The following is a 25,766-nucleotide window of genomic DNA, read 5'->3' on the forward strand; positions in this document are numbered from 1 at the left end:
TGATCTGAAATCGATCTAACGAACCCGCTTCCCACTGACCGACTTATGGAGTATATGACAGCGATGTCAGATTTTCTACCCGCTCCCGCCAAGGTGACCGTCGCCGGTCATGAGGTTTCGCCGATCGCCTGGGGCATGTGGCGCTTCGCCGGTGCCGACCTCGCCACCGCCCGCGCGCGCGTCGATGCGGCGTTCGAGGCCGGGGTCACCCTGTTCGACACCGCCGACATCTACGGCTGCGACACGCCCGGCGGTTTCGGCTCGGCCGAGGCGCTGCTCGGCGACGTCTTTGCCGAAGCGCCGGGCCTTCGCGACAGGATGATACTCGCAACCAAGGGCGGCATCATCCTGGGCGTGCCTTATGACAGCAGCCCCGCCTATCTGACCTCGGCAATCGACATCTCGCTCCAGCGCCTGCGCACCGACCATGTCGAACTGTGGCAGATCCACCGCCCCGACCTGCTCACCCATCCGCAGGAAATGGCGCGCGGGCTCGAGGATGCGCATCGCGCGGGCAAGATCGGCGCGATCGGCGTCTCGAACTTCACGCCCGCGCAGACCGCGGCGCTTGCCAAATTCCTTCCCGTTCCGGTGGTCAGCCATCAGAGCGAATTTTCGCCGCTTCACCTGAACCCGCTCTTCGACGGCATCTTCGATCAGTCGATGGCAGAGGGCATGAGCTTCCTGGCCTGGTCGCCGCTCGGCGGCGGTCGGCTCGGCGATCCGGCGGACGAGCGCACGCGCGCAGTCGCCGGACTGCTCGATGCGAAAGCCGCCGAATATGGCGTCTCGCGCGCGGCCGCGACCTACAGCTGGGTCATGGCGCATCCCGCGCGCCCGATCCCGATCGTCGGCACGCAAAATCCGGATCGCATCAAGGACATTCCGCAGGCCTTCGCCCCGCGCTGGACGCGCGCCGAATGGTACGCGGTGCTGCAAACATCGATGGGGGAGAATCTGCCATGACCGACCGCTCGTGCGAAGTCAGCTGGTTTTCGGCGCTCTGCGACGACGACTATGAATTTCTCGGCGTGCCCGACCCGATGCTCAAATCGAGCTGGGAGCATTGCCGCGACATCGTGGTGCAGGCCGACAGCCTGGGCTTCGACAACATCCTGCTCCCCTCGGGCTATGCGCTCGGCATAGACACCACCGCCTTCGCGGCGGCGGTCGCGACGATGGTCAAGAATATCCGCTTGTTGATGGCCGTGCGCATCGGCGAAAGCTGGCCGCCGCAACTCGCGCGCCAGATCGCGACGATCGACCGCATCCTCGGCGGCCGCCTGACGATCAACATCATCTCCTCCGACATGCCGGGCGAGACGATGGACTCCGAACCGCGCTATCGCCGCACGGTCGAGGCGATGCATATCCTCAAGACCCTGCTCGATGGCGAGGCGCTCGACCATGACGGCGAGTTCTGGAAGCTGAAGCTCGAACCCGCGCGCGTCGGGACGGTGTCGGGCAAGGCGCCGCCGCTCTATTTCGGCGGTCTCTCGCCGGCCGCGCGCGACGCCGCCGCCAAGGGCTGCGACGTCTTCCTGATGTGGCCCGACCGAGAAGAGGTCGTTCGAGAAATCATAGCCGACATGACCACCCGCGCCGCCGCCTATGGCCGCACGCTGAAATTCGGCTACCGCGCGCACATGATCGTCCGCGACACCGAGGCCGAAGCCCGCACCGCCGCCGATCGCCTGCTCTCGAAGCTCGACGCCGCCAAGGGCGCCGAAATCAAGGCGAAGTCGCTCGATTCTCAGAGCTTCGGCGTCAATGCGCAGGTCGCCCTGCGCGAAGCCGCCTCCGATGACGGCTATGTCGAGGACAATCTGTGGACCGGCGTCGGCCGCGCCCGTTCGGGCTGCGGCGCTGCGATCGTCGGCGACCCCGACCAGGTGCTCGCCAAGCTGAACCGCTATCAGGACATGGGGATCGAGGCGTTCATTCTCTCGGGCTATCCGCACGCCGCCGAAGCCGACCTCTTCGCGCGCCACGTGCTACCTAAGATGACGCATGGGCCGCTGATACTCTAACCCGTCTAACTCGCCCTACCTCGTCACCCCGGACTTGATCCGGGTCCAAGAAGGCAAACGCCACCTTTTAAATCTGGACCCCGGATCAAGTCCGGGCTGACGATGATATGGGGTGGATACCCCGCCCCCCGCGTTTGAGACGTAGGAGAGAGGGACGGGGCGAGCGCGCTTAAGCACGGCGCGGCTTACCTGTTGATGAACAAAAGATTTTATCCAGCCCAGACCTGCGCATAAAGCATCGCCATCTCCTCTGCATCGGGCACCCGCGGATTGTTCGCGGGCGAGCCCGACGCCGAGGCCTGCGCGCACATCGTCGGCACCAGCGCGTCCCAGCGCGCCGCGTCGATGCCCCACGCCGCAGGCCCCGGTACCTCCAACTCACGGTTGAGCGCCGCCAGTTCGCCGAGCAGCCGCGCCACCGCCGACTGGTCGCCCTCGCGGTCGTCGGCCACTCCCATCGCGCGCGCGCAATCGGCATAGCGATGCAGCGCTGCGGGCGCCGACCAGGCGGTCACCGCGGGCAGCAGCATCGCGTTCGACAATCCGTGCGGGACATGGAAATGTGCGCCGATCGGCCGGCTCATCCCGTGCACCAGCGCGACCGAGCTGTTCGAGAAGGCGATCCCCGCCTGCGTCGCGCCCAGCATCATCGCCTCGCGCGCCGCCGCATCGTCGGGGTGCGCGCAAACGCGGCGCAAATTGGGCGCGATCGCGCGCATCGCGAGCAACGCCATGCCGTCGCTGAACGGGTTCGCACGCTTCGACACATAGGCCTCGATGGCGTGGGTCAAGGAATCGATTCCGGTATCGGCGGTCAGCCGTGTCGGCTTGGTGAAGGTCAGCTCATAATCCACCAGCGCCGCGACGGGCAGATAGGCGAGCCCTGGGCACAGCATCTTCTCGTCGGTCGTCTCGTCGGTGATGATCGTGAATCGCGTCGCCTCCGACCCCGTGCCTGCGGTCGTCGGGATTGCGATGACCGGCAGCCCCGGCGCGTCCTGCACATGCGGCGCCTTGTAATCCGCCATCGCTCCGCCGAACCTGCCGAGCAGCGCGATCGCCTTCGCACTGTCGAGCGGGCTCCCGCCGCCAAAGCCGACGACGCAGTCGTGATCGCCCTCGATCAGATATGCGACGCCTGCATCGATCGACGCCACCGTCGGATCGGGCACCGTATCGGCGAACACCCGCGCCGCGATTCCCGCCGCAGCCAGTCCGCCGGTCAACGCCGCCACGCGCCCGCTGCTCATCAGATAGGCGTCGGTGACGATCAGCGGCCGCGCCAAGCCCAGCGCCGTCAGCACGTCGGGCAAATCCTTCGACGCGCCGCCGCCGATGCGCAAGATACGGGGCAGGGCGATGCTTGCGATGCTCAACTCACCATCTCCTCGCGGATCGAACTCCGCGCCAGCCAGAACAGTCCCGACGCCACCGCGCCGAAAAGGACGAAGAGCATCAGCGACCAGCGCACGCCCTCGGCCGACCCTAGCCCCATCGGCCCGCTGATGAAATCGCTGACCGCACCGACGCCGAGCGGCCCCAGGCCCAGCCCGATCAGGTTGATGATGAACAGCAGCACCGCCGACGCGGTCGCGCGCGTCTGCGGCTGCACCAGCCCCTGCACCGCGGCATAGCCCGGGCCGTACCAGAGCGTGTTGAGCACGGGTGGAAAAGCGAACAGGATCAACGCGAAAACTGCCGAATCGGTGAGCAGCCCCGCGATATAGAAGGGGATCCCCATCAAGGTCGAAATCGCCGGGATCGACACATAGGCGCGCAGATCGCGCGCGCCATATTTGTCGGCGAGATAGCCGCCGAGCCACGTCCCCACCGCGCCCGTCAGTCCGAGCACGATGCCGAGTGCGACACCGAGAAATCCGGTGAGGCCAAGCCCGAACCCGTCGGCAATCACCGTCAGCTCGGCCGCATGGTTACGAAAGAAGAAGGGCGCGAGGAAGGCCGCGGCGCCATAGCCGATAAACGCCTTGATCGCGGCGGCGAAGGCGATCAGCCAGAACGTCCGCTTGCCCCTGATCTCGGCCATCGCGGTCTTGAAGTCGGGCCGCGATGCCTTCAGCGCGGCGAGGTCGACGTGAAGCTGCCGCCGCGGCTCGCGCAGCGTCGTCCACGCGATGAGCGCCATCAACAGGCCGGGCAGCCCCGCGAACAGGAATGCCGTCCGCCAGCCATAGGCATCGGCGATCAGTCCGCCGAGGGCGAGTCCGAGCAGCCCGCCGAGCGGCGTCCCGAGCGCATAGAAAGCAAGCGCCGAAGCGCGCTTCTCGCGCGGCGTATAATCGGTGATCAGCGAATGTGCCGGCGGCGTGCATCCCGCTTCGCCGATCCCGACCCCGACGCGGCAGGCGACAAGCTGAACGAAATTCTGCGCAAAACCGCACGCGAGCGTGAAGAGGCTCCACAACCCCGCCGCGACTGCGATGATCCGCGGCCGATGCCCTGTCTCGGCATAGCGCGCGATCGGGATGCCGAGCACGGTGTAGAAGAGCGCGAATGCAAGCCCCGTCATCACCCCCAGCTGCCAGTCGGCCAGATGCAGGTCATGCTTGATCGGCTCGGCCAGGATCGCGACGATCTGCCGGTCGAGGAAGTTCAGGATATAGATGACCAGCAGCACGCTCAGCGCATAGCGGCGGTATGCCTTTGATACCGGCGGAATGACCGGCGGGGTGGGGGCTTCGGTGGTCATCTCATCCTCTCACGATCTTTTTTCCTTGTCATCGATCGTCCGGTTCTCACCGGCGAAAGCCGGGGCCCGCGAAGGCGAGCACGGCCTTATAATTCTGGACACCGGCTTTCGCCGGAGAGCACAAAACTGCGCCTCGCGCGACGGCAATTGACTCCCTCTCCCGACACGATATGACAGCGTTGTCTGAAAAGGAAGCCAATGCCTGAATTGCTCGTTCTTCAATCGGTCTGGGGCCTCGACAAATGCCCCGGTTTCGACATCGAAAACTGCCTCGATGACGCCTTGCAACAGGTGGTCGCTGCGGGCTTCGACGGCGTTGGCGTCAACTTGGCGCGCACCGCACGCACCGACGGGGTCGCGCGCGTGATGAACCCGCTTGGCCTGGCGTGGGAGGGGCAGGTGCTCGTCCACGATGCCGACCAGCTCCGCCATTGGATCGGCGAGGCAGAGCGGCTCGGCGCGCATCATCTCAACGTTCAGATCGCTGGCCCGACCGCCGATTTCCGCGCCGCGCTGCGCCTGATCGACAGCCTCGTCGCCGCGGCGAAGGACGCGCCGCTGCCCGTCTGGTTCGAAACCCACCGCGGCCGCCTGACCAACGACCTGCTCTTCACGCTGCAATTGCTTGAGGAACGCCCCGGCTTTCCGCTGACCGCCGACCTGTCGCACTATCCCGTCGCCGGCGAAATGGAGCTGCCGCTCCGCGCCGAACAGCTCGCGGCGATCGAAACGATCCTGCAGGGCAGCCATAATTTCCACGGCCGCGTCTCGACGACGCATCAGGTGCAGGTGGCGCTCGACGCCCCGCAACATCGCGGCTGGCTCGACCAGCATGTTGCCTGGTGGCGCCGCGGCTTCGAGCTGTGGCTCGAACAGGCGCGCGAGGGCGACGCGCTGACCTTCATGTGCGAGCTCGGCCCGCCGCCCTACGCGATCACCGCGCCCGACGGCAGCGAACTGACGAACCGCTGGGACGAGGCACAGCGCATGCGCGATATCGTGCGCGGAGTGTGGAGCGAGGTCGCCGGGAGCGCCTGAGCGCATCACACCGCCACCGCATCGCGCCAGCGCGCAAACGCCGCATCGGCCTCGTCGCACGACACTTGCGGCACAAAGTCCGCATCGTACCGCGCCAGCCGTTTCAGATCACTTGTCCCGAACAGCCCCGCACCGATGCCCGCCGCCAGCGCCGCGCCATAGGCGCTCGCTTCGCGTACCGCATGGCGCCGCACCGGTCGTTGCAGCGCATCGGCCTGCAACTGCATCAACGTGTCGCTCGTCGACAGGCCGCCCGCCACGGGCAGCGCCTCGGGAACCGGCAGCGCCGCTGCGATGACGTCGGCAATCTCGCGAAAGCGAAACGCGATTCCTTGCAACGCTGCGCGCGCGACCTGTGCCGGCCCGTCGGCAAAGCTCAGCCCCGCGATCAGCCCGCGCGCCTCGAACTTGCCGTGCGGCGCCCCCATGCCGGCCAGCGAGGGCCGCACCACGACATTCCCGGCATCGGCGACCGATGCCGCCGCCGCCTCCATCGCCGCGGGCGACAAAAACAACCCCAGCCCGCCGCACATCCATTCGATCACCGAACCCGTGGTGATCACCATGCCCTCGACGCAGAAACGCGGCGCGCCGCCCGCAAAGGCCAGTGCCTCGGCGGGCATGCTGCTATGGATCGTCTCGGGCGCATCGCCGGTCCCCGCCATCAGCACCCCCGACGTGCCATAGGTCGCTTTCCAGTCGCCGCGCCCCAGCGCGCCATGCGCCACCATCGCCGCCGCCTGATCGGCGATCAGCGCGGTGATCGGGATCCGCGCGCCGAGCACCGCGGGATCGCTCTCCGCAATCGCGCCCCAGCTTTCGACCTGCGCGGGAAACAGGCCCGCGGGCAGCCGCTGGTGCGACAGCAGCGCCGCATCCCACCCGCTGCCCACCGCATAATCATAATATCCCGTCAGCCACGCCGCAGACGCATCGGTGACATGCGCACCGCTCAGCTTATGGATCAGCCAGCTATCAAGCGTTCCCCATTGCAGATCCTTGGGATCGCGCTCCGACAGCGCAATCGCCGCGGGCAGCTTTGCCGACGGCACCTGCGGCCAGCCGCTGAACCCCGCCGCGCGCAGCGCCTTATATTCGTCCATCCCGCGCAGATCGCTCCACACGAGCATCGGCGCGACCGGCTCGCCCGTCGCGCGGTCCCACAGGACGATGCTCGCGCGCTGCGTCGTCACGCCGATCGCCGCGACATCTCCGATGCTGCGCCCCGCCGCCGCCAGCGCGCCGTCGATCACCGCGCGGCAGATGTTCCAGACTGCACTGGCGTCCTGCTCGACCAAACCCGGCGCAGGGAAATGGCTCACGATCGGTCGTTTGTCGACGCCCAGCACATTGCCTGCCGGATCAACCAGCATCGCGCGGGCGCCCGTCGTACCCGCGTCGAGCGCAAGGAGGAGATGACCGTTCGTGCTCATCGAAAGCCCCTCTTCAGGGGAGGGGTTGGGGGTGGGGTCCATCGGCCTTGCGCGAGGTTTCGAGACCCCACCCCAACCCCTCCCCTGAAGGGGAGAGGCTTATCGGGTTCCCACCTAAGCATCGGGTATCAAATTGCCAGGGTTCATGATCCCCTCCGGATCGATACAATCCTTCAGCCGCCGCAGCAAAGCAACGCCGCTCTCGCCCAGATCATGATGCAGATACGGCTTGCGCAGCCGCCCCGCGCCATGATGGTGCGCGACCCCGCCGCCATGCTTCGCGGTCGCTTCCATGATCGCGCGCCAGCCGGCGAAATAGGCGGGCTCCATCTTCGCGCTGTCTTCAAACGTCGCGGCGAAGCTGAAGTAGAGATTGATCCCCGATCGATAGACATGGCTGCTGTGCGCCGACGCGTTGATCATGCCCGGAATGTCGTTCAGCGCGGCAATGCTGGCGTCATAGATCGCGCCGATCTCGCTCCACCGCCCCGAAATCTCGACCGTGTCGGCAACAAAGCCGCGCTCGAACATATCGCGCCAGCTCGGCACATGGTTGCGCTTTTCGATCCAGGTCTTTGCCGCCAGCGGATCGCCGGCCTCGAGGCCTGCGGCGCCCGCAATCTCGTGCATCGCCGCCAACTCGGCATCGACCCGCGCTTTCGGCCCCTCATGCACCATCAGCAGCATCGCCTTGCCGCCGCGCTCATGCTCGCGGAACAGCCGCCGCACTTCGCGCCCGTCATATTGGCGCATCACCGGCGGGCGCCAGTCGGCGCGCACGATATGCCGCTGCGCCTCGAACCCGGCACGCATGTCGTCAGCATAGAAAATGCTGTAATCGCGATGCGGCGCCTTCGCGCGCAGCGAAAAGGTCACCCCGGTGATCACCCCCATCGTCCCTTCGGCGCCCATCAGCAGATGCCGCAGGTCGGGCCCGGCGGCGGCGCGCACCGCCTTGCCCAGCGTCACAAGTTCGCCATTCGGCAGCACCGCCTCGATCGAATGGATGATGTCCTCGATATTGCCATAAGCGGTCGAAAATTGCCCCGACGCGCGCGTCGCGACCCAGCCGCCGACGCTGCTGATTGCGATCGATTGCGGCCAGTGGCCGATCGTCAGCCCGTGCGCCGCGACCGCTTCCTCGGCCTCCAGGCCGTTCAGCCCCGCATCGAAGCTCGCGAGCAAATCGTCGCTGTCGATGTACCGAATGAGGATCAGCGTGCAATAGGCACCCCCGTCGGGGGGTGATCGGCGTGTAAAAAGGACCCCTTCATCCCGAGGATTTAGGCGGCTGACTGGTTTGATCAGTTGGCGAGAACGGGATGTTGGTAGTGGAGACAGTGGTTCGGATTCGGCGTGAGCATGCGTCTGGGAAGGCGATCAAGGCGATCGCCCGTGATCTTCGGTTATCGCGCAAGGTGGTCCGGAAGGCGATCCGGTCGCCGGAGGCGGTGTTCAACTACCAGCGCACAGTCCAGCCTTTACCGCGGATTGGCCCCTATCAGGAACGGCTCGATGTGCTTCTCGAGGAGAACGAGGCGCGAGGTCGCCGCGACCGGCTGCGGATGACGCGTATCCATGATCTGCTTGCGCGCGAAGGGTTCGAAGGTTCTTATGATGCGGTGCGCCGCTATGCGGCGCGCTGGCGTGTGACGCGCCGGAAGGATGCGGGCGAAGGTGCTCCGGCCTTCATCCCGATGACCTTCCATCCTGGCGAGGCTTATCAGTTCGACTGGAGCCACGAGGATGTAGAGATCGCCGGCAAGCCGATGCGGGTAAAGGTTGCGCACGCTCGTCTCTGCGCATCGCGCACACCTTACGTCCGGGCCTATCCGCGTGAGAGCCAGGAGATGCTGTTCGATGCTCATGCTCGGGCGTTCGCTTTCTTCGGCGGCGTGCCCCGGCGCGGTATCTACGATAATATGAAGACGGCGGTGACGAGCGTGTTCGCCGGTAAGGAGCGCGTGTTCAACCGCCGCTTCCTGATCATGACCGATCATTACATGGTCGAGCCGACGGCCTGCTCACCAGCAGCGGGATGGGAGAAGGGCCAGGTTGAGCAGCAAGTCCAGACGATCCGGGGCCGCTTCTTCCAGCCGCGGCTTCGGTTCGCCAGCCTAGCCGAGCTCAACGGGTGGCTGGAGGCGGAGTGCCGACGCTGGGCCGAGCATCACGCCCATCCCGAGCGCAGCGACATCACCGTCGCCGAGGCGCTGGAGATGGAACGACCGGCCCTGCAGCCGATCCTGGCACCGTTCGACGGCTTCCATGAGAGCGAGCACGCCGTCACCGGAACCTGCCTCATCAGCTTTGATCGGAACCGCTACTCGGTCATGTCGACGGCCGCGCGCCGGACCGTGCAGGTGCGTGCCTATGCCGATCGTATCGTCATCCGTTGCGGCGAAGAGATCGTCGGGGAGCATGAGCGCCACTTCGGTCGGAACCGCACCATTTACGATCCTTGGCATTATCTGCCGGTCCTCGCGCACAAGCCCGGCGCGCTCCGTAATGGCGCGCCGTTCCAGGACTGGGATCTGCCGCCCGCGCTGCATCGATTACGGCGAAGGTTGGGCGTCGGGGACGAAGCAGATCGCAGGTTCGTGCGGGTCCTCTCGGCGGTGCTCACCGATGGTCTGGAGTTGGTCGAAGCTGCCACGCGCGAAGCGCTGGCGACCGGAACGGCCAGCGACGAGCTGATCCTCAACATCCTCTCGCGGCACAGCGAGCCGGCGACGCCCCATAGCATCGTCACCTCGGAAGACCGGATGCTGCGCCATCCTCCGGTTGCCGACTGCGCTCGCTATGATCTGCTGCGAGGCTATGATGCAGCGGCATGATATGATCGATACGATGCGTGGCCTTGGCCTCAAGGGTATGGCTGCGGCGTTCGACGAGGCCGTCACCACCGGCCTCCAACGCAAGCGCACCATTATGGAGATACTGACCGACCTGCTCCGCGCTGAAGCGACCCACCGGGATGCAGCCTCGATCCGTTATCGCATGACGGCGGCCAGGCTACCCGTGGTGAAGGATCTGGAGCGGTTCAGCTTCGACGGCACTCCGATCAATGAGGAGATGATCCGGTCCCTTCATGATGGCTCCTTCCTGCCATCCCGGCGCAATATCGTGCTTGTCGGCGGCACGGGGACGGGGAAGACCCACCTTGCCATCGCGATCACCGCCAATGTCGTGCGAAGAGGCGCTCGCGCCCGCTACTTCAACACCGTCGATCTGGTGACACGCCTCGAAGAGGAGACCCGGATCGGCAAGGGCGGGACCCTGGCGGCGCAGCTGTCGCGGCTCGACCTGATCGTGCTCGACGAGCTTGGATATCTGCCGTTCGCACGCTCGGGAGGGCAGTTGCTGTTCCACCTCATCAGCAAGCTTTATGAGCGCACCAGCGTCATCATCACCACGAACCTCGCGTTCGGCGAGTGGCCTACCGTCTTCGGCGATCCCAAGATGACCACGGCGCTGCTCGACCGCGTCACCCACCACTGCGATATCGTCGAGACGGGCAACGATAGCTGGCGCTTCAAAAACCGCAGCTGACCGCCACCTTCGCCGCCTTCAAAAATCTATCTTGCGCTGCGTGCGCCTCCGGTCGGGCTACGCCCGACCTCCGCCGCACGCAGCGCAAGGCTCACCTCAACAAACCCCCATCATATCCGCAAGGGGGTCCTTCTTCGACGCCGATCGGGGGTCCCGTTTGAACGCCGTTTGACAGTACCGAACGCGGTTCATACCGCTCATGTCGAGCAGGATGGCGTCGGGTGTGGGCTCTATCCCGCCGCACACCCCGCTGCCAAGCCCGAACGGGATCAGCGAGACGCGCTTCTCTGCGGCCAGCCGCACGATCTTCTGCACATCCTCGACCGATCCCGGCCGCACGACGCACCCCGGCGCCGGCACGGTTTCACCGCGCCAGTCGCGCAGATGCTTGACAGCCCACTGGTCATATCGGCGCGCATTCAGCGCATCGGCGTCGCTCGCGACGCGGTCGGCGCCGATCATGCTGGCAAGGGCTTCGGCAATCGAACTCATCTCACTCTCCCAAAAGCCTGCGGCTCTCATCGTTGATCTTGCGGCACTGCGCGATCTGCGCGGCCTTCATGGCGTCATTCCAGCCAAGCAGCGCGCCCATCGCCGCGGCAGCGGGGGCCAGCGCGGCCATGCCGGAGCCCTGATCGAACCAGGCGCGGGCGCTGCGACGGACCCAATAATCTTCCAGCGTTGCGGCGCCCTCGTGCGTCACCGCGCGCGCCGCCTCGGCGGCAACGTCGCCGCCCGCGATCAAAATCTCGTTCGCCTCGTCGCCATAGAGTCCCTCCAGCCGCTCGGCAGCGCGCAGATCGAGGCGGCTCAAACTGTCGCCCAGGCCTCGCGATCCTCCCGGAAGTGGTGCCTCGGCGGTCGAACAGGGCAGGGCGCTCGTGCCCAGCCGCTCGACGGCCAGATCGACCACGCGCTCGGCCATCGCGCGATAGGCGCTGAGTTTCCCGCCCGCGATCGAGACGAGTCCGCCCGGCGACGTCCAGATCTCGTCTTTCCGCGACACTTCATTGGCCTTCTTGCCCGGCTGCGCGATCAACGGGCGCACGCCTGACCACAAAGAGACGATCTCGTGATCGCGGATCGGATCAACGCTCAACGCCGCTTCCGTCGCGCGCAGCAGATAATCGATATCATCGCGCGTCGGCGCGGGCCAGTAATCGGCGCCGTCATGGAACACGTCGGTCGTGCCGATATAGGTGAAGGCCCCGCGCGGCACAGCGAAGATGCTGCGCTTGTCGGGCGCCCGAATGATGATGGTCGAATCGATCGGCAGCCGCTCGCGCGGCAGCACCAGGTGGATGCCGCGGCTCATCGACATCCTCGTGTCGCTCTCGCCCGCTTCCATCCCGCGAACCTTGTCGACCCACGCGCCTGCGGCATTCACGACCAGCTTCGCCCTGATGCGCGCGCTCAGCCCGTCGTCCAGCGACGATGTCGCGACCAGCCCGTCGCCCGTCAGGTCCGAAGCCGCCGCATGGTTGATCGTCACCGCACCCGAACCCTGCGCACTCCGCACATTGGCCAGCACCAGCCGCGCATCGTCGGTCAGAAACTCGGGATACAGCACCGCGCCGTTCAGCCCGCCCGTTCGCATCAACGGTTCGCGCTTCCGCAATTCCGCCAGTCCGATCACCTCATGCTTCTCGGCCTCGGGCACTCCGCCCAATTTCTCGAACGTCCACAGCCCCGTCCGCAGCTTCGCGGTCATTGCCATGTTCGTCGTCGGGATCAGGAACGGCGATAACCGCGTCAGGTGCGGCGCGATCCGTCGCAGGATCTGCCGCTCCGACGCCGCTTCCTTGACCAGCGCGATATCGCCCTGCGCCAGATAGCGGAGGCCGCCATGGATCATCTTCGACGATCGGCTGCTCGTCCCGCTCGCATAATCGCGTGCTTCGACCAGCGCGACCGACAGCCCGCGCATCGCCGCGTCGCGCGCGATCCCCGCGCCCGTGATCCCGCCGCCGATCACGGCAAGGTCGAAAGTCCGCGATTCCAGCTCGGCAAAGACCTGCGCACGGCGCCGCGCATCGAGTTGGGTGCTGCTCATGCGTTCACGCTAAGCGCATGACAGGGGCATTGGTATTGCAAAACAGGAATGATATGGTGCGCGCCATGAACCTCCGCCGTCTCCGCCATTTCGACACGCTCTATCGCCTCGCCAGCTACGCGCGCGCCGCCGACGAACTGGGTCTCACGCAATCGGCGCTGACGCGCTCGATTCAGAAGCTCGAGGAAGAATTGGGCGCCGCGTTGTTCGATCGCACCACCCATTATGTCCGCCCGACCAGCGACGCCGACCGGCTGATCCGCTCGGCGCGCGATGTCATTGCCGCTTCGGCCAACCTCGAACTCGAAGCCCGCGGCCTTGCACATCCGAACAGCGGCACGGTCGCGGTCGGTATAGGGCCGTATCCGCTGCAACCTTTGCTCACCGGCGCGATCGCGCGCTTCGCCGAAGCGCATCCCGGCGTCCGCGTCACCGTCACCGGCGGGCCGTCGGAGCAGCTTCTGGAAACCCTGGTCGATCGCCGCCTCGACCTTGTCGTCTGCAACCGCGCCAAGTTCGCATCCTCGGGCCACGCCGACGAAGTCCTGTGCATCCCGCTTCCACCCGAGCCGCTGATGCTTGTCTGTGCGCCCGATCATCCGCTTGCGACAGGCGAGGGCGACAGCGCCGATTTCCCCTGGGCGCTCCCGCGTCCCGCGCCGGGCAGCAATTTGCCGCGCGCGCTCCGCGCCCGCTATGCTGCGGGCCGGTTTCCCGATTATGAGCTCGATTCCACCGCCGCCTGCCTCGACATGGCGCGCAGCGGCCGCGCGATCACCGTCGTTCCGCGCGCGCTCGCGGCGCGCAGCGGCCTGCACAGCATCGCGCTGCCACCGTCCGAAGTTACCCGCGACGCGATCCATCTCCTCCGCAACCGCAGCCGCAGCGCGCTCGTCGCCGCGTTCGTTGCGGTGCTTAAGGACGTCGCTCAGGCCGAGGCGATCCCGGTGAACAGCGCCGCATCGGCCGACCCCGCGCGATAAAAGACCGGCGGCTGGCCGAACGGCGCCGCGACGGTCACATCGCTTCCGCCCGCAAAGCGCTTGCCCGACCAGACATGCACCCAATCGACCCCAGCGGGCAGATAGGTCGTCCACTCACTTTTCCCCGACGCGATGACCGGCGCGACGAGCAGATCGGGCCCGAGCAGATACGAGGTCTGGATCGCATAGGTCTCGGGATCGTCCTCGAAATGCAGGAACAGCGGCCGCTGCACTGGCAAACCCGTCTCGGAAGCCTCGTGCGACACCCGCCGCAGATAGGGCGCCAGATGCGCGTAAATCCGCGTCATCTTCGCAAAATGCGCGAGCAGTTCGGGATCGTCGTCATATTGCACATTCTGCCGCGGGCGGTTGCCCTCGTGCGTGCGGATCATCGACGTGAACGCCGACATCTCGGCCCAGCGCATCGCCAGTTCGGCGTCTCGCGTGGTGTCGAACAGGCTGGTATAGCCGCCGCAATCGCTATGATGATGCGCGTTGCCGAGCATGCCCGCAGACAAAGCGGCGCAGATTACCGTTCCGATCCCGTCGTGGCGGCTGAAATCGACGGCCTGGTCGCCCGCCCACAGCATCGGGCAATGACGCTGAACCCCGGCTGCGCCCGATCGCATGAACACCATCATCTCGCCCGTCTGCCCGCGTCCCGCGACGCCCTTGGCATTCACCTCGCCCCACAGCGCCGGCCAGCGATTGTGCGCGGTCATCCCGCTCTCGCCATTCGCCAGCCGCACATCGACCGGCAGATATTCGCCAAAGTCGGCCATCCAGCCCGACAGTCCGAAATCGATCATCTTATCGCCGATGATCGCGTCGGCGAACCATGCGGCGGCATCCGGATTGGTGAAGTCGACATGCCCGCAATCGAACTCGCCAAAGTCAATGATATAGGGCTCGTCCTTGTCGGGATGCATTACCATGAAGCCCTGCGCCGCGGCTTCGGCATAGAGCGGGCCGTCAACGGCCAGATAGGGGTTCACATAGCCGAGAAAACGAATGCCGCGCGCGCGAAGCTCCGCGATCCGCGCCGGCAAGTCGGGGTAACGCTCGGCGTTCCACTGCCAGTCCCAGAACAGCCGGTTGCCAAAGCTGGTGATCCGCAGCCCGACCCAATCTTCGCACCACAGCCCCGACACCGCGACCCCGGCATCCTCATAGGCCTGCAACCGCGCAAAGCTGTTGTCGCCGTCCTTGAGCCCGATGACCGCGCCCTTCAGCAGCCATTCGGGTAGCGGCGGCTGGCGTCCGAAGCGTCCCGACAGCGCCGATACCAGCTCGGTGAAATGCGGCCGCGCCCAATATTCGATCCGCGCCGGAATCTCCCAGACCTCGACCTCGTGATAATCCGCGGCGCGGAAATCGAACGCCGCATAGGCAAAGCTGTCGACATGCAGCGCATAGCGCCGCGAACTCACGAACGTCGGCTGCGGATAATTGGTGTGCGTCGGGCTGCCGCCGCCGCCCTTGCGGTGCGCCTCGACCTGCTGGAACAGCGGCGAAGCCGCCTCGCGCCCGACACCCGGCTCGCTCGACCAGAGCGGAAAATGCCGTCCGCGCAAATCGAAAAAGGAAAATTGCTCGCCGCCACCCCACACATGCTCGCCCGCTTCGGCCGGGACGCGCAGCCACAAACGGTTGAGCTTCGGATCGAGCGCGTTCAGCGCCATCACCGCATGGTCGCCGTCGCCGGACATTGTGGCCTCAAGAAGCCATGGGTGTCCCGCCGCCTCGGCAAAGCGCACGACATCGCCGTCCACCTCGGCATGGTGAAGCGCGACCCGCTCGATCACCTCTTGCGAAAGGTCGAAATGTCCCAGCTTCGCATGCACATGCGGAGCGCCGCGCCCGACAAAGAAACAGGGCGCGGTGTCGCTGTGCGCCAGGATCGTTCGATCACCGAGGCGAAGGGCAAAACCGGTTTCGAGCGCATCGAGCGCCATGGGGGAAGATCCTTTCACTACGACGCACTCATACGATCCTCCCTGTGGCGAAGCCAAGGGGAGGGGGACCGCTCGCAGAGCGAGGGGTGGAGCGGCCGCGACGTCGCGTCTTCGCTCGTTCGTCAGCCCGGCGGGCAGGCGTTTCCCCGCGGCTGGACCACAGGGAGGATAGAGACCCCCGCCGCCCTGGATAGCGACCCGCGGCGGGGGCAGGGGGGGTTAGAAATTCACCCGCCCGGTCACACCGAAATAGCGTTCGGCATCGCGCGGCGTGATCTGGCGCATGAACGAGGTTCCGTTCGGAATACGCTGCGTCACGAACTGCTTGTCGGTCAGGTTCTTGACGATGAACGACAGGCTGTATTTGTCGTCCGACGTGCTGAACCGGACCCCGGCATCCCAGACCGCATAGGCGCTCTGGAACGCATTGGGGTTCTGGTTGATGTCGAAATTGGTCTTGCTCTGATAGACCAGCGAACTGTTCAGATCGACGTTGAAGCCATCGACATTGAGCGGCAGGCGCCAGTCCATCGTCACCGTGCCCTTGTATTTCGGAGCGAAGGGCAGCGGCTTGCCGTTGATTGCGGCGGCGCAGGTGACCGCGGCGCCCGGCGGACAGATGAACGTGTTGATATGGGCATCGGTATAGTTGAAGCCGCCCGACAGCGAGAAATCGTCGGTGACGGCGGCGTTGAAGTCCATCTCGATACCGCGGGTCGACACCGAACCGGCGTTGGTCAGGCGAGTAACCACCTGGCCTGCGACGATGTCGAGGAAGTTCGCCTGATAATTGTCGTACTTCGCATAGAATGTCGCAAGGTTCAGCGTCAGGCGGCGATCGAACAACCGCATTTTCAGGCCCGCTTCATAGGCGTTCGACTTTTCGGGATCAATGCGGCCGGTGTCGCGCGCCAGCATGTTGAAGAAGATGTTGAGCGCCGGGCCCTTGTACCCGCGGGTGTAGGTTGCATAGGCGATCACATCGTCGGTCACATCAAATTGCAGTCCGGCATTGCCCGACCAGCCACTGTCCTTGATCGATCCCGCCGACGCAAACGCCGGATTGACGCCGGAAAAGGCGGCCAACGAGGTCGACCGGCGCGCGAAGTCATATTCGACCTTGTCGTTGGTATGGCGCAGGCCGATGATTCCGCGAAACGCATCGGTGAAATTCAGCGTTGCCTGGCCAAAGGCCGAATAGCTGGTCAGCTTCGTCGTGAAGTCGGCGTTGCCTTCGTTGGTCAGATAGGTCGACGACCCCGCGGCGCACGGCGTCAACCCGCCGACGGTCGGCAACGTCGATGCCGTACAGCTCGTCACCGTGCGGTTGAAGAAATCGACTTCCTTCGTGTGATAGTAATAAAGGCCCGCAACATATTCGAAAAATTGCGGATTTGAAGACGCGATGCGCAGTTCCTGAGTGAATTGGTCAAAGGTCAGGTCGCCACGATCGTGCGAGCGGACGTCGCCCGCCGCCGTGCCCGTGTTGACATATTTCGGCGAATCCGACCGGAAATCGCCGTCGCGTTGCTGGAAATTATACCAGTGGCGATAGGCGGTAATCGAGGTCAGCGTCGCGGCGCCCAGGTCGAGGTCGATCTGGCCCGACACGCCGCTGTTCTTGTCCTTCGTGTACGGGTCGAGGTCGTTGTCGATATCCTTGTTCTTGCCGTCGAGCGTCAGCGGCGCGAGCGACGGAATGAACACGGCATTGTTGAACGCCGAGGAAAAGACGGTGCCGATGCTGTCGGCAAAGCCATTGTCGCTGCCCTTCGAATAATCGGCGATCAGCGTGATTTTGAGTGCGTCGCTCGGCTCTGCGATCAGCTTGCCGCGGACGCCCCAATGCTCATACCCATTGACCTTGTGGTTGTTGAACACGTTGCGGCCATTGCCGTCATATTGCGACCAGAAACCCGTGACCGACGCGCGGACGCTGTCGCTGAGCGGGCCGCCGATGCTGCCGCGAATGCGATATTCATTGCCCTCGTACCAGGCGGCGTCGAGATAGCCGCCCAGCTCGTTGCCGGGCTCGCGGCTGATGATGTTGATCACGCCGGCGCTGGCATTCTTGCCGAACAGGCTGCCCTGCGGCCCACGCAGCACTTCGATGCGCTGGACGTCGAGGAAGTCCGACGTCTGCTGGCCGGTACGCGCATAGACGACGCCGTCAATGACGGTCGATACCGATGGTTCGACGCCTGCCGAAAAGCTGATCGTACCGACGCCGCGGATCGACAGGGCCGAATCCTTGTTGGTGTTGCCCTTGCGGAAGGTCAGCGTGGGGACGCGCTGGAACAATTGCTCGGCCGAATTGATGTTCGACCGTTCGAGCTGGTCGCCCGATACGACCGAGATCGCGACCGGCACGTCCTGCAGATTCTGTTCGCGCTTTTGCGCGGTGACGATGATGTCGGTCGACGCGAAGGGCGCGTCGGTGTCGGCTTCCTGCGCCATCGCCGGCACAGCCAGCGCCGCGACGGCGATCGCCGTCGATACGAGAAGAGCCAGTTTGAACGTCGATTTGATCACTTCATTCCTCCCCAATAGCCACAGCGGATCTGCGTCCGCTCAGGTGTCGAGTAGGAGGCGTGGCGACACCCCCTAATATCAACTTATTCAATTGACAATATGGTCAATCAGACAGCCTAGGAATGCGCGTCAAAATCATTGCAGTCCAATCGAGAAATGTCGGGCAGTTATGTCCAAATGCTATGACCTGAACGGCCCGCGAGTTTCGGCCGGTAGCGGCCATTCTCTATCATCGTCACCCCGCTCCATCGTCGTCATCCCGGACTTGATCCGGGATCGATGAGCGCCACGGCAGCCATGGACCCCGGATCAAGCCTGTCCTGAGCCTGTCGAAGGGTCCGGGGTGACGAAGGAGGAGACGATCGCTTTTTACCCCGCTTCGGCCTCAGCTTGCTGGTCCGAGCGGAACCCTGACAACGACCCATTGCGCACGATGTTGATGTGTTCCCCGGCGAAGGCCGGGGTACAGAGCGAGGTCGCGCAACATCGGCTCGCCAACGCCCGGCCGGCCGAAAGCCGCGCCGCGGCTGGGCACCCAAGGTAAACATTCGTTAACCGTCACCGAAGCGACATCAACGCGTGCGACATGGGCGGCGCACCGGGGAAAGCAACGCGCGCCTCTCCCGATAGCATTTACCAGGGATTGGAGAACTCAGGAAGCGACCGGCTTTTTTGAGAGCCCTTTTCAACGTCGTCCAAGGAGTCGTTCTGTATGAAGAAGCTTTTTCTCGTAGCCGCTGCCGTCATGACTTTCGGGGCCGGCTCGGCGCACGCCGCCGAAGTCGTCAGCAATCCGAACAGCGGGTCGAGCGTTGGACCGCTTTGTGGCTGGCCGTATCAGGGCGGCGGCTGCCAGACCGTCTTCATCGGGGAGAGCTTTGCTGCTTCAACGACCGGCAGCCTGACCAACCTTCAGTTCACGCTCCTCGGCGGGTCAACGCTGACGTCGGTGCAAGCCATACTCTATGCTTTGGACGGCCCGCTCGCCACGACATTCAACCCGGGCGCAGAGATCTGGCGCAGCAACGCCGTCGCCGGCACGTCGGGCCTGTTCGATTTCAATCCGACGGGCGTCAATCTGACCGCGGGCAAGAACTATGTCGCCTTCCTCAGCACCTACTACACAAACGGCACGGGCCAGGCGAACGTGTCGTCCTGCAACCCGTTTGGTGGTGGCGCCTGTGCAGTCTCGAATGCCAACCCGAATTTGGGCAGGGCGATCACCGGGCGGGCTCTGGGCGCCAATCTCGACGAGCTGACTTTTGCTCAGGTCGTCAACGGATCGCAGGATTTGACCTTTTCGGCGACCATTTCTGCGGTCCCGGAACCGGCTACCTGGGCGATGATGCTGGTGGGATTTGGCGCTGTCGGTGGAGCGATGCGCTCGGCCAAGCGCAAACGGAAGCTCACGTTCTCCCCCGCCTGAACGCGACCCCCAACCTGGCGCCGCCGACCGCAAGGTCGGCGGCGTTTTGTTGTCGGGCGGTCTCCGCCTTCCACTGCAAAAACGGACATCAGGCTTCAGCGCGACCTACCGCGAAGAAACCACCCGATTCACATGCGCGAGGCACGCTTCGGTTTCGCGCGCCACGTCGGCATTCAGCCACGCGACAATCTCGGGCGTCGGGCCGATGTCGGGCTCCAGCAACGCAAAATCCAGATAGACGGGCGGGGCGATCGGCCGGATCGCGACGCCCAGCCGGTGGAACAGCGGCGCGCTGAACGGCTCGGCGATCGACACGCCAAGCCCAGCCTCGACGAACGCGTATAAGATCTGCGAATGCTGGGTCTCCAGCCGCCGCGACACCGGGATGCCCGACGTCTCCAGCGCTGCATCGATGCCATTCCACAGCGCGTCGGCCTCGTGCATCGGCCCGATGAACTCTTCACCCGCGAGGTCTCCGACCGCCAGGTGGGGCCGCGTCGCAAGCGGGTGGTTTGCGGGCAGGATGCACACATATTCGGCGCGCGCGAGCAGCGTCGACCTTATGCCCTCGCGCCCTTGCGCATCGACTCCGATCCCAAGATCCGCCTGTCCCAGGAACACGCGCTCCTCGATCGCGCGCTGGCCGAGCGATTCCACCGTGATCTTGATGTCGGGATACAGGATACGAAAGCGCGCGATCACCGCGGGCAATATCGCCATCGCGATCGCCGCCAGCGCTGCGATCCGTACCGTTCCCACCGGATGCGCGCGAATGCGCCGTGCGGCCTGGTCGAGCAGGTCGAGCCCCGCATAGCTTCGTCTTACCGCTTCATACAGCGCCTGCGCCTGCGCGGTGGGATGAACCCGTGCGCCGCGCCGGTCGAACAGCCGGAACCCGACCGCGCGCTCCATGTCGGCGATCAACCGGCTCACCGACGGCTGGCTGATGTTGAGCATCGATGCAGCGGCGGTAATTCCCCCGCTCATCATGACGGCGCGGAACGCCTCGACCTGTCTCATTCGCATGAGCCATAGTATAGACGTATGACCGTGCGATGCAATTCGATTGGATGCGATGGCCGAGGTTACGCTACGATGCACGTTAAGAAACATCCGGGAGAGTGAAGATGGATTATACGGCCCAACGCGAACAGTTCGCGACCGAAGGCTATGCAGTATTCGAACGAATCCTCGAAGGCCCGCTGCTCGACCTGCTGCGCGAGGAATGCGGCCGCGTCATCGAACGCGAAGACGCGCGTCTTGATGGCCTGGGCGTCGAAGTCGACGGCATCAGCCACAAGGGAAAGCGCTATTTCGCCGGTGAATGCCAGCGCCAGCAGCCTGACCTGCGCAACATGCTGTTCAGTGAGACGATGGCCGAAATCTGCCGCGCAACGCTCGGCGACGACGCCTATTTCTTCTATGACCAATATGTCGTGAAGGGCGCCAGCGAAGGCATGCCGTTCAGCTGGCACCAGGATTCGGGCTATGTCGTAGGCAACGGCGGCCCCGTCGATCACAAGCCGTATCTCACTTGCTGGTGCACGCTCGACGACACCACGATCGCAAACGGCACGGTGCGCATCATGCCCTTCTCGCAGGCGCCCGAAACACGCGAAGGCATTGTCCCGCACATCCGCCAGCCGGGCAGCAACGACCTGGTCGGCTATACCGGCGACAGCGAAGGCGTCACGCTCGAGGTTCCAGCGGGCAGTGTCGTCGCTTTCTCCAGCCTCGCGCTCCATGCGACCGGATCGAATTCGACCCCGAAGATGCGCCGCGTCTATCTCGCGCAATATTCGCCCGAACCGATCCTCAATCCCGGCACCAACCACTTGCGCCGCAATGCCATCGCTTTTCTGCGCGGCGGCAGCCAGGTGACCTTCAACTGAGGCAGGCAATCAAGGGGAAAGAGTCATGATCGATCGTCCCGTTTCCGCGCGCCGTCCGCGCATCGTCGCGCTCGGCGGCAACGCCACGGCAGGCGGTTCGGCCGAACGCCTGCTGCGCCATGCGCTCGCGCGCTGCTCTGCCGCGGGGGCCGAAACGATGCTGTTTGCGGGCGATGCGATCGATCTGCCGCTCTATGCCCCGCACCACAATGATCGCTGCGCGAAGGCGGAGGCGCTGATCGCGGCGCTACGCGAAGCCGACGGAATCATCGTCGCCTCGCCAGCCTATCACGGCACGGTGTCGGGCGTGGTCAAGAATGCGCTCGATTATGCGCAGGACCTCGCCGCCGACGCACAGCCTTATTTCGACGGCCGCGCCGTGGGTCTCGTCGCCGTCGCTGGTGGATGGCAGGCGGCGGGAAGTACGCTCGCGACTTTACGCTCGATCACGCACGCGCTGCGCGGCTGGCCGACGCCGATGGCTGTCACCGCGAACAGCAGCCAGCCGCTTTTCGACCCCGACGGACTGCTCACCGATCAAGGCATCGCGATGCAGATAGATATCATGACGCAGCAAGTGCTGATGTTCGCGCGGATGAAGGCTGGCTATGCGCCCGCGCGCGACGCCGAAATGGCCTAGGGTTGCCGCCTTAGCCCGGCGCGGCGAGTTTCTGCGCGCGGATATCCTTTTTCAGCACCTTGCCGACTTTGGAACGCGGCAAGTCGTCCCAGATCTCAAGCTCCTTTGGCGCGTTGACGCTGCCGATCGCCGCTTTGACGTGCGCGATAATGTCTTCCGGAGCGGCCCTTTGCCCCGCACGTAGCTGAACGACGGCGCAGACGCGTTCGCCCCATTTATCGTCGGGCAATCCGAAAACCGCGCCATCCTGTACGGCCGGATGACCCAGCAGCGCCGCCTCGACTTCGGCCGAATAGACGTTGAAGCCGCCGGTGATGATCATGTCCTTGGCGCGATCGACGATGAACAGGAAATTGTCGGCGTCGAGATACCCGATGTCGCCGGTGCGATGCCAGCCGTTTGCTGTTGCCTCGGCGGTTGCCGCCGGGTTTTTGTAATAGCCGTCCATGACGAGCGATCCGCGGACGACGATCTCGCCGCGCTCGCCTTGCGGCATGTCCTTGCCGTCGGTGCCGAGGATCGCGACCTGGACGAGCGGGCCTGGTCGGCCTGCCGACGACAAGCGCTGGCGCGCCACCGATCCGTCGGGATTGAAATGATCCTTGGGCGCCATCATCGAGATCATCATCGGCGCCTCGGTCTGGCCGAACAGCTGGGCCATCACGGGGCCGAGTTTCTCGATCGCCTCTTCGAGCCGCGTCGGCGATATGGGCGCGGCGCCGTACCAGAAACATTGCATGGCCGATAAGTCTGTCGCCGCGAGCGCAGGGTGGTCGATCAGCATATAGATCAGCGTCGGCGGCAGAAAGGTGTGCGTCGCGCGGTGGTGCGAGGCGAGCGCCAGAAATTCGCCGATGTCGGGATAGGGCATGATCACGATCTCGCCGCCATGCGCCATGATCGGAAAGGCGAGCACCCCGGCGGCGTGGGTCAGCGGCGCCATCGCGAGATAGACTGGCCGCCCTTCGAACGGATAACCCATCAGCGTAAGCGCAGTCATCGCCTCGAGGTTGCGGTTGGTCAGCATCACCCCCTTGGGATGGCCCGTCGTGCCTCCGGTCCCGGGGATCATCGCCAGGTCGCTGACGGGCGCTGCCTGAAACGGGGTGTCGGGTACGTCCGCAAGCCACTGGTCGAGCGACGGCGCGAACGGCTGTTCGCCGTCGAGGCAGACAATCAGCTCGAGCTTGGGGAGTTGCTGGCGCAGCGCATCGACCAGTTCGGCGAATTTGCTGTGGAAGAACAGCGCCGCGCAGTCGAAATTGTCGAGGACATACGCATTCTCGGCAGCCTCGTTGCGCGGATTGATCGGGCACCAGACCGCTGCGGCGCGCGAAATGGCGAAGACGCACGCGAAGGCAACGGGATCATTCCCCGACAATATCGCGACATGCTTGCCGGGCGTAATCCCCGATGCGTCGAGGCCGCGCGCCACGCGGTGCGTCAGCGCCTGCACCTCGGCATAGGACAGGCTGCTGCCGTCCATCGTCAGGCACGGCGCGTCGGCGCCGAGCGACGCTCCCTTGTCGAGCCAGTCGACCAGCCGCATCAGTCGTCAACCGTGACGATCGGTTTCAATACCAGCCCGAACTGGCGCAATGTGCCCAGGATTTCGTGATGGCCGAACGCCTGGCATGCCGATGCGAACCCGACCCGGCGTGGGGGTTGCTGAAGCAGGTTCATCGCCGCCCACGCCTGCATCAATCCCGTCTGCTTATAATTGCAATTGCCGTGGATCAGCACATGCGCGCGGCCGAGCGGGCCCGAGGCATAGACCGAATCGATGCTGGTATTGAGCCGCGGATTTTCGCGCGGCGGCATGTCGCCCTGAACCGATTCCGCCATTTTTGCGAGCGCCGCTTCCTGCTCCTTGAACGGCAAGGGCTTGATATCGGTGTCGATCATCTTGGTCATGTTGACGACGTTGTCCATGACCTCGCGTGCGAAAACCCCGCCATAGACTTTCACGGTCGAAACGCGCGGATCCTGCTTGAACCAGATCGGGTGCGAAGTCCCGCCCCACGGCAAGGTCAGCGCGGTGGCGTGTTGGCCGGGAACCTGACATTCGGTCGCGGTCAGCGTCGGCCATTGGACATACTGATTGTTCTCGAGATAATACCAGTCGGCCTTCAGGATCGTGAAGATCGTCTGGACCGACGCGTATGTCGGGAAACCTCTCCACAGCACCAGCATATCGAGCGTATCGAGCCCGGGCATCGTCTCGAGCGCGATGTTCGCGGCGATCTCGCCCGTCGTGTACATCTGCGCCACGCAGGGAGACAGCAACAGGCCCTTCTTCGCGAAAGCCTCGCCCCATTTTTCCTGCGCGAGCAGCATCCAGTCCTGTTCGCCGGTGGTGTCGAGATAATGGACACCCGCGGCGAGGCACGCCTCGACGGCTTCGGGGCCATATTTGATGAACGGGCCGACCATGTTGCACACGACCTGGGCGCCCTTGAACAGCTTGGTCAGCGCCGCGACATTATGCTCGACCTCGACGACTTCATAATCGGCGGTCTCGATGCCGGGAACCTTGTCCATCACGTCCTGGACGCGCTTCTTGTCGCGGCCAGCGGCGATGAACGGAATGCCCAGTTCGCGCAGATACTCGCAGACGAGGCGGCCCGTATAGCCCGAGGCGCCATAGACGATGACGGGTTTCTTGCTCATGATATGTCGTCCTGTTTTGAGGGATTTCGGATCAGACCGCGGTGTAACCGCCGTCGACGATCAACTCGCTGCCGCACATGTACGCCGCGTCGTCGCTGGCAAGGAAAAGCAGCGGACGCGCGATCTCGCGCGTCGTCGCCATTCGGCCGAACGGGATTGCGCCGACCGTCGCCGTCGCAAAATCGGCAGCGGCGTCGCCGAGACTGCCGACCGCATCTGCGACCAGCTTGGTCTCGCAATAGCCGGGGTGGAGCGAGTTGATCCGCACGGGCCAGCCTTTGCGCGCGCAGTCGACTGCCACCGCTTTGGTGAGCATCGCGACCCCCGCTTTGCTCGCATTATAGGCGGGGAACAGGGGTTCAGCGACGTTCGCAGCGATCGAGGCGACATTGACGATAACGCCGCCCTTTGCCTTCATGGCCTCGATGCCGGCGCGGACGCCGAGGAAGACGCTCTCCAGATTGACCGCCATCAGCCGCTGCCATTCGGTCAGGCTGGTATCGACGACCGATTTCAGAAAGCCCATGCCGGCATTGTTGACGAGAATGTCGAGCTTGCCTTCGCGCGCTACGATGTCGGCGATCAGCGCATCCCACTCGGCCTCATCCGCAACATCCTGACGGCGGGCCTCGGCTTTCAGCCCCTCGGCGCGGATCGCCGCAGCGGCGCTTTCCGCTTCGTCCAGGTCGATATCGGTGATCGTCACCGACGCGCCTTCGCGGGCAAATTCCTGGGCGGCGGCGAGACCGATACCCCGCGCCGCGCCGGTGATCAGGACGCTTTTTCCGGTGAAACGCATCATGGGATGCTCCTCGAATTGGGTCTGCAACAAATCGGGGACGGCGGGCTAGGGAG

The 25,766-nt window shown here is 64.8% G+C and carries 21 protein-coding genes; 9 read left to right on the forward strand and 12 right to left on the reverse strand.

Annotated features, from left to right (window positions below; all coding sequences use genetic code 11):
- Window positions 1–63 precede the first annotated feature (63 nt).
- Both ACO055_RS00520 and ACO055_RS00525 read left to right on the forward strand, forming a co-directional pair.
- Complete coding sequence (locus ACO055_RS00520; protein WP_422062503.1) at window positions 64–966, forward strand: aldo/keto reductase; 903 nt, start codon at window positions 64–66, stop codon at window positions 964–966.
- Window positions 963–2,030 (forward strand): LLM class flavin-dependent oxidoreductase, encoded by a 1,068-nt coding sequence (locus tag ACO055_RS00525; protein WP_422060668.1) that lies wholly within the window; start codon window positions 963–965, stop codon window positions 2,028–2,030. Before ACO055_RS00520 ends, ACO055_RS00525 begins: the two co-directional genes overlap by 4 nt.
- Before the next feature lie 209 nt (window positions 2,031–2,239).
- Here ACO055_RS00525 and ACO055_RS00530 read toward each other — a convergent pair whose 3' ends face one another.
- Both ACO055_RS00530 and ACO055_RS00535 read right to left on the reverse strand, forming a co-directional pair.
- Window positions 2,240–3,406, reverse strand: a complete 1,167-nt coding sequence (locus ACO055_RS00530) for an iron-containing alcohol dehydrogenase (RefSeq protein WP_422060669.1) — start codon at window positions 3,404–3,406, stop codon at window positions 2,240–2,242.
- Entirely contained in the window at window positions 3,403–4,737 is a 1,335-nt protein-coding gene (locus ACO055_RS00535) for a spinster family MFS transporter (RefSeq protein WP_422060670.1), read from the reverse strand. Before ACO055_RS00535 ends, ACO055_RS00530 begins: the two co-directional genes overlap by 4 nt.
- A 198-nt stretch (window positions 4,738–4,935) precedes the next feature.
- Between ACO055_RS00535 and ACO055_RS00540 the strand changes: the two genes are divergently transcribed.
- Entirely contained in the window at window positions 4,936–5,775 is an 840-nt protein-coding gene (locus tag ACO055_RS00540) for a sugar phosphate isomerase/epimerase family protein (protein WP_422060671.1), read from the forward strand.
- 5 nt (window positions 5,776–5,780) lie between these two features.
- Here ACO055_RS00540 and ACO055_RS00545 read toward each other — a convergent pair whose 3' ends face one another.
- The gene (locus tag ACO055_RS00545; protein WP_422060672.1) at window positions 5,781–7,208 is read right to left on the reverse strand and encodes an FGGY family carbohydrate kinase; all 1,428 of its coding nucleotides are present in this window, start codon (window positions 7,206–7,208) and stop codon (window positions 5,781–5,783) included.
- A gap of 114 nt (window positions 7,209–7,322) precedes the next feature.
- A complete protein-coding gene (locus ACO055_RS00550; RefSeq protein WP_422060673.1) occupies window positions 7,323–8,393 on the reverse strand; it encodes an FAD-binding oxidoreductase in 1,071 nt (356 codons plus the stop codon).
- Window positions 8,394–8,530: 137 nt separating this feature from the next.
- Between ACO055_RS00550 and istA the strand changes: the two genes are divergently transcribed.
- A complete protein-coding gene (gene istA / locus ACO055_RS00555; RefSeq protein WP_422059577.1) occupies window positions 8,531–10,045 on the forward strand; it encodes an IS21 family transposase in 1,515 nt (504 codons plus the stop codon).
- On the forward strand, window positions 10,032–10,760 hold the full coding sequence (gene istB / locus ACO055_RS00560) for an IS21-like element helper ATPase IstB (RefSeq protein ID WP_095385564.1): 729 nt from the start codon (window positions 10,032–10,034) through the stop codon (window positions 10,758–10,760). The genes istA and istB overlap by 14 nt, the downstream gene beginning before the upstream one ends.
- A gap of 96 nt (window positions 10,761–10,856) precedes the next feature.
- On the opposite strand, the gene ACO055_RS00565 is transcribed toward istB, so the two are convergent.
- A complete protein-coding gene (locus ACO055_RS00565) occupies window positions 10,857–11,252 on the reverse strand; it encodes an FAD-binding oxidoreductase (protein WP_422060674.1) in 396 nt (131 codons plus the stop codon).
- Between the two features lies 1 nt (window position 11,253).
- A complete protein-coding gene (locus ACO055_RS00570) occupies window positions 11,254–12,813 on the reverse strand; it encodes a glycerol-3-phosphate dehydrogenase/oxidase (RefSeq protein WP_422060675.1) in 1,560 nt (519 codons plus the stop codon).
- A gap of 65 nt (window positions 12,814–12,878) precedes the next feature.
- Here ACO055_RS00570 and ACO055_RS00575 point away from each other — a divergent pair, with 65 nt between their 5' ends.
- On the forward strand, window positions 12,879–13,796 hold the full coding sequence (locus ACO055_RS00575; protein ID WP_422060676.1) for a LysR family transcriptional regulator: 918 nt from the start codon (window positions 12,879–12,881) through the stop codon (window positions 13,794–13,796).
- Here the strand turns inward: ACO055_RS00575 and ACO055_RS00580 are convergent.
- Together ACO055_RS00580 and ACO055_RS00585 are read right to left on the reverse strand one after the other, a co-directional pair.
- Window positions 13,742–15,751: an alpha-glucosidase gene (locus ACO055_RS00580; RefSeq protein WP_422060677.1), complete on the reverse strand. Its 2,010-nt coding sequence runs from the start codon at window positions 15,749–15,751 to the stop codon at window positions 13,742–13,744. The genes ACO055_RS00575 and ACO055_RS00580 overlap by 55 nt on opposite strands.
- Window positions 15,752–15,970: 219 nt before the next feature.
- Complete coding sequence (locus ACO055_RS00585) at window positions 15,971–18,283, reverse strand: TonB-dependent receptor (protein ID WP_422060678.1); 2,313 nt, start codon at window positions 18,281–18,283, stop codon at window positions 15,971–15,973.
- A gap of 712 nt (window positions 18,284–18,995) precedes the next feature.
- On the opposite strand from ACO055_RS00585, the gene ACO055_RS00590 reads away from it, so the two are divergent.
- Window positions 18,996–19,709 (forward strand): PEPxxWA-CTERM sorting domain-containing protein, encoded by a 714-nt coding sequence (locus ACO055_RS00590; protein WP_422060679.1) that lies wholly within the window; start codon window positions 18,996–18,998, stop codon window positions 19,707–19,709.
- A gap of 105 nt (window positions 19,710–19,814) precedes the next feature.
- Here the strand turns inward: ACO055_RS00590 and ACO055_RS00595 are convergent, their stop codons facing one another.
- Window positions 19,815–20,735: a LysR substrate-binding domain-containing protein gene (locus ACO055_RS00595; RefSeq protein WP_422060680.1), complete on the reverse strand. Its 921-nt coding sequence runs from the start codon at window positions 20,733–20,735 to the stop codon at window positions 19,815–19,817.
- 101 nt (window positions 20,736–20,836) lie between these two features.
- On the opposite strand from ACO055_RS00595, the gene ACO055_RS00600 reads away from it, so the two are divergent.
- Window positions 20,837–21,601: a phytanoyl-CoA dioxygenase family protein gene (locus tag ACO055_RS00600; protein WP_422060681.1), complete on the forward strand. Its 765-nt coding sequence runs from the start codon at window positions 20,837–20,839 to the stop codon at window positions 21,599–21,601.
- A gap of 25 nt (window positions 21,602–21,626) precedes the next feature.
- Entirely contained in the window at window positions 21,627–22,241 is a 615-nt protein-coding gene (locus ACO055_RS00605; protein WP_422060682.1) for an NADPH-dependent FMN reductase, read from the forward strand.
- A 10-nt stretch (window positions 22,242–22,251) separates the two neighbouring features.
- Here the strand turns inward: ACO055_RS00605 and ACO055_RS00610 are convergent, their stop codons facing one another.
- Genes ACO055_RS00610 through ACO055_RS00620 form a run of 3 tightly spaced genes read right to left on the reverse strand, consistent with a single transcriptional unit; the run spans window position 22,252 to window position 25,713 of the window.
- Entirely contained in the window at window positions 22,252–23,790 is a 1,539-nt protein-coding gene (locus tag ACO055_RS00610; protein ID WP_422060683.1) for an acyl-CoA synthetase, read from the reverse strand.
- Window positions 23,790–24,911, reverse strand: a complete 1,122-nt coding sequence (locus ACO055_RS00615) for a DUF5938 domain-containing protein (protein WP_422060684.1) — start codon at window positions 24,909–24,911, stop codon at window positions 23,790–23,792. Before ACO055_RS00615 ends, ACO055_RS00610 begins: the two co-directional genes overlap by 1 nt.
- A 31-nt stretch (window positions 24,912–24,942) precedes the next feature.
- Entirely contained in the window at window positions 24,943–25,713 is a 771-nt protein-coding gene (locus ACO055_RS00620; RefSeq protein ID WP_422060685.1) for a glucose 1-dehydrogenase, read from the reverse strand.
- Window positions 25,714–25,766 lie beyond the last annotated feature (53 nt).

The sequence above is a fragment of the Sphingopyxis sp. genome, from assembly GCF_965227415.1.
In the GTDB taxonomy this organism is placed as follows: Bacteria; Pseudomonadota; Alphaproteobacteria; order Sphingomonadales; family Sphingomonadaceae; genus Sphingopyxis.

Excerpts from the sequence above, each read along its gene's own strand:
- ACO055_RS00520 (WP_422062503.1), top strand. The coding sequence starts at position 64 with ATGTCAGATTTTCTACCCGCTCCCGCCAAGGTGACCGTCGCCGGTCAT.
- ACO055_RS00525 (WP_422060668.1), top strand. The coding sequence starts at position 963 with ATGACCGACCGCTCGTGCGAAGTCAGCTGGTTTTCGGCGCTCTGCGAC.
- ACO055_RS00535 (WP_422060670.1), bottom strand. The coding sequence starts at position 4,737 with ATGACCACCGAAGCCCCCACCCCGCCGGTCATTCCGCCGGTATCAAAG.
- ACO055_RS00540 (WP_422060671.1), top strand. The coding sequence starts at position 4,936 with ATGCCTGAATTGCTCGTTCTTCAATCGGTCTGGGGCCTCGACAAATGC.
- ACO055_RS00545 (WP_422060672.1), bottom strand. The coding sequence starts at position 7,208 with ATGAGCACGAACGGTCATCTCCTCCTTGCGCTCGACGCGGGTACGACG.
- istA (WP_422059577.1), top strand. The coding sequence starts at position 8,531 with ATGTTGGTAGTGGAGACAGTGGTTCGGATTCGGCGTGAGCATGCGTCT.
- istB (WP_095385564.1), top strand. The coding sequence starts at position 10,032 with ATGCAGCGGCATGATATGATCGATACGATGCGTGGCCTTGGCCTCAAG.
- ACO055_RS00565 (WP_422060674.1), bottom strand. The coding sequence starts at position 11,252 with ATGAGTTCGATTGCCGAAGCCCTTGCCAGCATGATCGGCGCCGACCGC.
- ACO055_RS00570 (WP_422060675.1), bottom strand. The coding sequence starts at position 12,813 with ATGAGCAGCACCCAACTCGATGCGCGGCGCCGTGCGCAGGTCTTTGCC.
- ACO055_RS00575 (WP_422060676.1), top strand. The coding sequence starts at position 12,879 with ATGAACCTCCGCCGTCTCCGCCATTTCGACACGCTCTATCGCCTCGCC.
- ACO055_RS00580 (WP_422060677.1), bottom strand. The coding sequence starts at position 15,751 with ATGGCGCTCGATGCGCTCGAAACCGGTTTTGCCCTTCGCCTCGGTGAT.
- ACO055_RS00590 (WP_422060679.1), top strand. The coding sequence starts at position 18,996 with ATGAAGAAGCTTTTTCTCGTAGCCGCTGCCGTCATGACTTTCGGGGCC.
- ACO055_RS00595 (WP_422060680.1), bottom strand. The coding sequence starts at position 20,735 with ATGCGAATGAGACAGGTCGAGGCGTTCCGCGCCGTCATGATGAGCGGG.
- ACO055_RS00600 (WP_422060681.1), top strand. The coding sequence starts at position 20,837 with ATGGATTATACGGCCCAACGCGAACAGTTCGCGACCGAAGGCTATGCA.
- ACO055_RS00605 (WP_422060682.1), top strand. The coding sequence starts at position 21,627 with ATGATCGATCGTCCCGTTTCCGCGCGCCGTCCGCGCATCGTCGCGCTC.
- ACO055_RS00610 (WP_422060683.1), bottom strand. The coding sequence starts at position 23,790 with ATGCGGCTGGTCGACTGGCTCGACAAGGGAGCGTCGCTCGGCGCCGAC.
- ACO055_RS00615 (WP_422060684.1), bottom strand. The coding sequence starts at position 24,911 with ATGAGCAAGAAACCCGTCATCGTCTATGGCGCCTCGGGCTATACGGGC.
- ACO055_RS00620 (WP_422060685.1), bottom strand. The coding sequence starts at position 25,713 with ATGATGCGTTTCACCGGAAAAAGCGTCCTGATCACCGGCGCGGCGCGG.